Here is a 6,604-nt window from a genome sequence, read left to right as displayed (position 1 = left end):
GCGACATGCCGCTTGCGCCCCTTGATCCGCTTGGCGGCGTCGTAGCCCCCGCCGTCAGGCGCGTGCGGCGCCTTCACTGTCTGGCTATCGAGCACCCCTCCGCTCGGGCTGGCCTCTCGGCCCTGTCGCTCGCGGTCCAGCATCAGCGCAATGTCGTGGATGGTCTGGAACAGCAGGCGCCGGGCGAAGCGCCGGAACCACCAGTACACCGTCTGCCACGGCCCAAAATGCACCGGCAGCATCCGCCATCCGCAGCCCGCACGAGCCAGGTAGCGGATTGCGTTTAGCATCTCCCGCATGTCCGCGCTCGGCGGCCTGCCACGCCCTGCCGGAGGCGGCAGCAGCGGCTGCACCGAAGCCCATTCCTCGTCCGTCAGATCGGTCGGATAACGCCGCCGACGCTCAAACGCCGCCTGCCGCGCCCGGTGCTCCTTGGTCCACATCCCATCCATCTGGGCAGAGCCAAAGCCCAAAACACCGCCGGTCGGACATTCTCAAACGGAGTCTGAAAGGACCGCGTGTCGGCCGGGTCACAGGTGCTTGCTGATCCAAAGCACCGGAGGCCGCGCTGGGTATACTTCAACCCCCGACCGCGTCGCCGCTAACCCTGCAAGTTCGCCTGCCGGCGGAGGATGCGTGCACGAACGGCGATCCAGGCAAGGCCGAGCAGCACGAAAATCGGCATGCAGATGGCCATTGCGATTGCACCCACATCGATGCTCCGCCAGTTGATACCGATGCTGAACATCGTCATGCTGGAAACAGCAGCCCCAAACAGGAATGAGCCAAGAGCAGCCGCCGCCAAGGTTTTCGCCAGAAGCGGCCAGATGCCCGGAATAGCGAGAATGTTCATAGCAGATTGGCATCCATGATGTCGTGCGGGTGAAGTAGCCGCCAAGCTATGGCCAATTGCTTGGCGCCAGAAACGCGGGAAGCCCCATAGCCTCCTGGCGAGGTCATGGGGCACAGTGCAGGTTGCTATTCCCGGTTTGCCACGCCATCGACCTGACCACAGAAATGCAGCGCGGTCATGGCGCAGGCAGCAGGCATCAGCACCTGGATCGCATGCGCCGGCGTCGGCAGGTTGACCACTCGGATGCCTTTGATCCCGTCTCGGATCTTCTGCTCCTCGAACCGCGTCACTGTGCCAGCGGTGGGGTAAAGACCGAGCGTCGGCACCGCCACATCCTTGAGATAGGGCTCGACATTCACCTTGCAGGCGACACGGCTGAGGGCGATCAGCACCTCGACATTGGACTTGCCGCATTCCTCCGCATACCAGCGCACCAGGGCCGGGTCGGCATCGGGCGGGAAGCGGGTCGCACCGTTGACGCGCTCGCTCCAGCCCTGGCTGCCCAGCGTCTTCAGCGCCACCTGCCAGTTCTCCATCCCGCAGGCGAAGGCTTCTTGCGTCGCCGGCGGGATGGTGAGCGGTGCGGCCAGCAAGGTGAGGGAGCGCAGCTTCTGAGGCGTGGTCGCGGCGAGCACGATACCGAGGATGCCACCGAGCGACTCACCCACGTAGTGCACGGGCTCACCAAGCATGTCGCAGATCGCGGTCACATCCTCCAGCAGGGCCTCTACCGAGATCGCCTGATGCGGATCAAAGTCGAGAGGCGATTGCCCGAGACCACGCAGATCCGGGCGGATGATACGATAATGGCGTGCGAGATAGGGCACCCATTGGCGGAAGAAGACGCTGGAGCGGCTGTACCCGTGCTGCAGCACCACCCACGGCTTGCGCTCCCAAGGGTTGGTGTAGTCGTCAATGACATAGTGCAAGCTTGGCTTGCCGGGACGGTGCAGCAGGGGCATCAGCGCTTCCTTCCTTGCTTGGACTGAACGGTTCGCGCTAGTCGACCTGGGCCTTGGCGACCTCGATCACGCGCGCCCATTTCTCCATCTCGACCGTTATGAAGCGGCTGAATTGCTCCGGGCCCATTGGCGCTGGCTCGAGGCCAAGGCCAGTGATGCGCCCGCCCACCGCCGGGTCCGCCACCGCCGACGTCGCGGTGCGGTAGATCTGGTCGACGATGGGCGTCGGGGTCCCGGCGGGCGCCAGCAGCCCGTACCAAGCCGAGACCTCAAATCCTGGCAGAACTTCCGCGATGGCTGGGAGGTCCGGCAAGGCTTTGATCCGACTTGGCGTGGTGACGGCGAGGCCGATCATGCTGCCGTCCGGCATGTGTTGCGCGGCAGAAATCATGTTGTTGAACATCACCTTCGCTTGGCCCGAAAGCACCGCCGTATTGGCCGGGGCAGCGCCAGGAAAGGGTATATGGACCATGTCCACCCCGGCCATCTGCTTGAACAACTCGCCGGCAAGGTGATTACCGCTCCCGCTGCCGGCGCTGGCATAATTGATCACGCCAGGGTGTGCCCGGGCATAAGCAATCAGATCTCGCACCGTGCGCACCGGTAGCGAGGGATGGACCACCAGGATGAAGGCGCCTGAGGTCAACAGCGCGCAAGGAGCGAAGTCCTTCGTCGTGTCGAAGGGCATGTTGCGGTAGAGGCCCGGATTGATTGCGTGCGAGCTGGCGCAGAGCAGCAGCGTATGGCCGTCCGGGGCCGCTCGGGCCACGGCGACACTGCCGACGTTGCCTCCGCCGCCCGGCCGATTTTCAATCACGATCGGCTGGCCCCAGGCACTCTCAAGCTTCGGCGCCAAGACCCTGGCGATGATGTCTACCGGACCGCCGGGCGTGAACGGCACCACAATGCGCACCGGCCGCCCTGGCCAGTCCGCGGCCTTGGTCTGCGATGGCAGGGCAACCGGAAGCGACGCGAGGGGCAAGGCGAGCGTGGCACGACGGGTCAGCGGCATCGGCTTCCTCCTGGTCCGTTATGTGAGCAATGCTGCATGGCAAGCCCGATGCCGCACCATCCATATCTCTCCCGCTCATCGGTCTCGCCAGGCGGCTCACGGTGCCATTCCCGACAGAAGAGGAGAGAGGACGGCTGAAGAAGGCGCGAACGGGCTTTCGAGGTCTTCCGCGGGTCGCTACTCCAGAATCGTGGCGCGCCAATGGATGCGCCGTTCCTCGATCGGATAGCCCCCGGCCGCGGCGTGGTTAGAACAACGGTTATCCCAGATCACGTAGTCATGCCTACGCCACTGGTGGTGGTATTCGGCATCCTCTTGGATCATCCGGCCACGCAGTTCGTCGAACAGCGCGTTGCCCTCGGCCTCATCCATGCCGACGAAGCGAAGGAAATGGTACGGGTTGAAATAGAGCGAGCGGCGCCCGGTTTCGGAATGAGTACGGAGCACCGGCCAGGCAACCGGCGGCGCGTCACGGTCGCTGGGGTCCAGCAGATCCACTCCGAGACCGTCCCGCCCGCCATAGACATACTCGGCCGTGACACCCTCCAGCCGCTGGCGCAGCGCGTCGGGCAGGGCATCGAGGCTGGCATACATGTTGGCGAACCAGGTATCCCCGCCGACGCTGGGAAGCTCCAGTCCATAGAGCTGAGTCGCCTTGCTGACGCCGCGCACCTCCCAGGGGCCGTCGGTATGCCAACCTTGGCCGCGGGCGAAGACTGCCTTGTCCACCTTACCGTCGGGTTTCTTCGTGCCCGTGCCCATCCGGGTCAGCGCGGGGTATTCCGGGTCGCGGGTTCGTAGCACGCGGTGCGGTGTAAGGCGGCCGAAGCGTTCCGCGACAGCGAGAAACTGCGGCACAGTGAATTCCTGATCGCGCACCACCAGCACCAAGTGATCCAGCCAAGCCTGGTACAATACGCGCCAATCCGGATCGGATATGCGCGTCAGGTCGAGGCCGGTGACGATGGCCCCAATCTTTGGCGAAGCCTTCTCGATTTTCATCGTCTTGTTTCCTCCGTTGTCGTCAGCGCAGCCGGACGTGATAGCGGAAGCGATCAGCGCGCCCGACCGCACGTCGGTATTCGATCGGCCGATCCTCGAAGCTTCGAGCAATGCGTTCGATGCGGATCACCGGATCGCCGGCGGCGATCTCGAGCAGCGTCGCATCGCTTGGGCTCGCCAGGTCGGCGCGCAGAAATTCGTCGGCCGCGATGACGAACTGGCCGTAACTGTTCTTGAACAGATCGTACAACGGATGGTGAGTGAAATCGGCGTCCTTCACCACCTGCCAGACCGGCATGGGAAAGTAGCTATCCACCAGCAGGAAGGGCTCCTCACCGCTGCAGCGGAGCCGACGCAGCCAGGCCACTGGCGCGCCCAGCGTAATGCCAAAGGCGGCAGCGATGTCAGCATCGGCTGCAACTTCGGCCTGCGCCAGGACGCGGTTTCTGGGCGACAAGGGGGCGCTGCCCGGCAAGCTCTCATAGCGGAAGTAGCGCTCCAGGCTCTCAAAGCTTGGCCCCAGCACGAAGGTGCCCCGCCCGGCCTGCCGATGCAGCCAACCCTGCTGCGCCAACGCGCCAATGGCTTGGCGGATGGTGCCGCGGCTGGCCCCGAAGCGGCGCTCCAGTTCCGGTTCGGTAGGGATCTGCTCACCCGCCTTCCACACCCCCTCGCGGATGGCACGCTCCAAGGCTGCCGCCACGTCGCGGTAAAGCGGTGCTGCGGTGCGCACCAGCGCCAGGGATTCATGGTTCATGCTCAGTTGACCGGAATTCCAGCGTTGCGGATGACCCGGTTCCACTGCTCTACTTGCGCCGCCAGCCGCTGGCGATGCGCTGCCGGGGTGGCTTGATCGGCGTCGAACACCAGAGTGTCCATCTGCGCCAATCGGGAGCGGGTTTCGGTGTCACGCGTCGCGCCCTGCAGGGCCGTGGCCAGCCGGTTCACGACAGCCCGCGGAGTGCCAGCCGGGGCGTAAAGGCCGAACCAGGCGGTGATGTCCATCGCCTGCAGTCTCAATTCCTCGGTGGTCGGCAGGTTCGGGAGGCTGTCCAGCCGGCGCGTGCCGGTGATCACATAGGCTTTCACCGCCCCTGACTGCACATAGGGCACGATGCCGGCCGTCACGTCGCAGAGCAGGTTCACCCGGCCGGCCTGCAGGTCGGCCAATGCCGGTGCCGCGCCGCGATACTGCACCATGGTGACGTTGGCACCTGCCAGTTGCTGAAACAAGATTGCGCAGAGATGCGTGGCGCTGCCTTGGCCGGACGAGGCAAACGTGATGTCCTCGCGCTGCGCCCGCACCCAGTCGAGCAGTTCCGCGATGGAATTGGCGGCAATGTCCTTGTTGCCCACCAGCAGCATCGGCATGTCGGCGAACAGCCCGATCTGCTCGAAGCTGGCGACCGGGTCGAAACCAGGGTTCTGGAACAAGGCCGGAGCGGTGGCCATGCCGATGTGGTGCAGCAACAGGGTGTAACCGTCCGGTGCGGCGCGGGCCACCTGCTGCACGCCAATATTGCCACCACCCCCGCTGATGTTCTGCACAGAAACAGTCTGGGCCAATTGGCGGCGCAGTGCCTCAGCCAGAACCCGGGTCACCAAGTCGCTGCCGCCACCGGCGGCATAGGGCGTCACCAATGTTATGCCGCGAACTGGGTAACCTTCCTGCGCCATTGCGGCGAGCGGCAGCATGCCGGCCAGCAACAAGCCCAATATGCCTGTCCAGGCTTTTCGCAACATTGGCTCCCTCCCTTGGTCGCCGTCGGGATGCCGTTGCAGCCGGCGAGCCCGCAGCTTTATATGATATAAACATATATATCTTTAATGGGACTGCAAGCTGTTATCCGGCAACGCGGTTCAGCCCGTGCCGGAAGACGTGATCAAACCCGCTGTCGAGAAGCGACTAGCGCGTGCCGGTGGCAACCCTACCCGGCATGCTTTTGGGGACACTGTCAACTTGCCGGTTCTTCAGCCGCCGCTCTGGCATGCCAAAGGCGACGTGCAGCAGAGTTCAGGCAGCGGCGGCATCCCCACTGGTATCCGACCGCACCTCGAACGCCCGCGCCCTTGCGGCACGATACTGGATGGTGGTCATGTGGTCGCGGCGGAGATGGAAGAGGTTGGCGATCTGGTCGTGGGTGGAAAGAAGCGCTGTGCCTGCCGAGGCGACTTGACGCGCTTCATCTGCCCTTCTCGTCGTCGCGTCGGCTGGTGTGAATTCTCGGCCCGGTTGTTGAGGCCCTTGTGCTGGCGGTGCTCGACGCCGGGTATCACCTCCCGCTTGGCCGCCCCATAACTCGGCAGCTTGTCGGTGATCATGACCCGTGGCGCCCGCATTGCCGCTCCAGCAGCTTGCGCAGCAGGCGCTTGACGGCCCGCTTGTCGCGTCGGCTCGGCACCAGCACGTCGAGCACCACCCCGGTCTGGTCCACGGCACGCCAGAGCCAGTGCTGCACACTGGCAATCTTGATCGCGACCTCGTCGAGGTGCCACTTGTCTCCGGCGTGGAGCAGCCTTCGCCGGATCCGTTTGGCGAACTCCTGGCCGAATTTGAGCGCCCACTGCCGCACGGCCTCGTGGCTGACGACGATGCCGCGCGCTGACAGCATCTCCCCGACCAAGCGCAGGCTAAGTGGGAAGCGGATATACAGCCACACCGCCTGGCTGATGACCTCCGCCGGGAAGCGATAGCCGGCGTAGGGAGACTTGGAGCGTCTTCCTGCCTGACTGAATTGCTTGTGACCCACGGGTCGGCGTGGTGGTGATTCAGTA

7 protein-coding genes and 1 pseudogene are annotated in these 6,604 nt (G+C 64.5%); all 8 read right to left on the bottom strand.

What is annotated here, in order from left to right:
• The coding region (locus tag JMJ55_RS28935; protein ID WP_202829082.1) for an IS5 family transposase at positions 1–443 on the bottom strand (443 nt) is incomplete at its 3' end.
• Between the two features lie 158 nt (positions 444–601).
• The gene (locus tag JMJ55_RS28930; protein WP_202829081.1) at positions 602–853 is read right to left on the bottom strand and encodes a hypothetical protein; all 252 of its coding nucleotides are present in this window, start codon (positions 851–853) and stop codon (positions 602–604) included.
• 125 nt (positions 854–978) lie between these two features.
• Positions 979–1,815, bottom strand: a complete 837-nt coding sequence (locus JMJ55_RS28925; RefSeq protein WP_202829080.1) for an alpha/beta fold hydrolase — start codon at positions 1,813–1,815, stop codon at positions 979–981.
• A gap of 37 nt (positions 1,816–1,852) precedes the next feature.
• Positions 1,853–2,827 (bottom strand): tripartite tricarboxylate transporter substrate binding protein, encoded by a 975-nt coding sequence (locus tag JMJ55_RS28920; RefSeq protein WP_202829079.1) that lies wholly within the window; start codon positions 2,825–2,827, stop codon positions 1,853–1,855.
• Positions 2,828–3,004: 177 nt separating this feature from the next.
• The gene (locus JMJ55_RS28915; protein ID WP_202829078.1) at positions 3,005–3,829 is read right to left on the bottom strand and encodes a TauD/TfdA dioxygenase family protein; all 825 of its coding nucleotides are present in this window, start codon (positions 3,827–3,829) and stop codon (positions 3,005–3,007) included.
• 22 nt (positions 3,830–3,851) lie between these two features.
• Positions 3,852–4,586, bottom strand: coding sequence for a GntR family transcriptional regulator (locus JMJ55_RS28910; RefSeq protein WP_202829077.1), 735 nt, complete (start codon positions 4,584–4,586; stop codon positions 3,852–3,854).
• 2 nt (positions 4,587–4,588) lie between these two features.
• A complete protein-coding gene (locus JMJ55_RS28905) occupies positions 4,589–5,572 on the bottom strand; it encodes a tripartite tricarboxylate transporter substrate-binding protein (protein ID WP_202829076.1) in 984 nt (327 codons plus the stop codon).
• Positions 5,573–5,843: 271 nt separating this feature from the next.
• Positions 5,844–6,579 (bottom strand): annotated as a pseudogene (locus JMJ55_RS28900) (IS6 family transposase).
• Between the last annotated feature and the right edge of the window lie 25 nt (positions 6,580–6,604).

The organism is Belnapia mucosa (assembly GCF_016775475.1).
Lineage (GTDB): Bacteria > Pseudomonadota > Alphaproteobacteria > Acetobacterales > Acetobacteraceae > Belnapia > Belnapia mucosa.
This window is presented reverse-complemented; position numbering and strand designations above follow the sequence as displayed.

Coding starts and splice junctions, on each gene's coding strand:
- JMJ55_RS28930 (WP_202829081.1), bottom strand. CDS start 853: ATGAACATTCTCGCTATTCCGGGCATCTGGCCGCTTCTGGCGAAAACC.
- JMJ55_RS28925 (WP_202829080.1), bottom strand. CDS start 1,815: ATGCCCCTGCTGCACCGTCCCGGCAAGCCAAGCTTGCACTATGTCATT.
- JMJ55_RS28920 (WP_202829079.1), bottom strand. CDS start 2,827: ATGCCGCTGACCCGTCGTGCCACGCTCGCCTTGCCCCTCGCGTCGCTT.
- JMJ55_RS28915 (WP_202829078.1), bottom strand. CDS start 3,829: ATGAAAATCGAGAAGGCTTCGCCAAAGATTGGGGCCATCGTCACCGGC.
- JMJ55_RS28910 (WP_202829077.1), bottom strand. CDS start 4,586: ATGAACCATGAATCCCTGGCGCTGGTGCGCACCGCAGCACCGCTTTAC.
- JMJ55_RS28905 (WP_202829076.1), bottom strand. CDS start 5,572: ATGTTGCGAAAAGCCTGGACAGGCATATTGGGCTTGTTGCTGGCCGGC.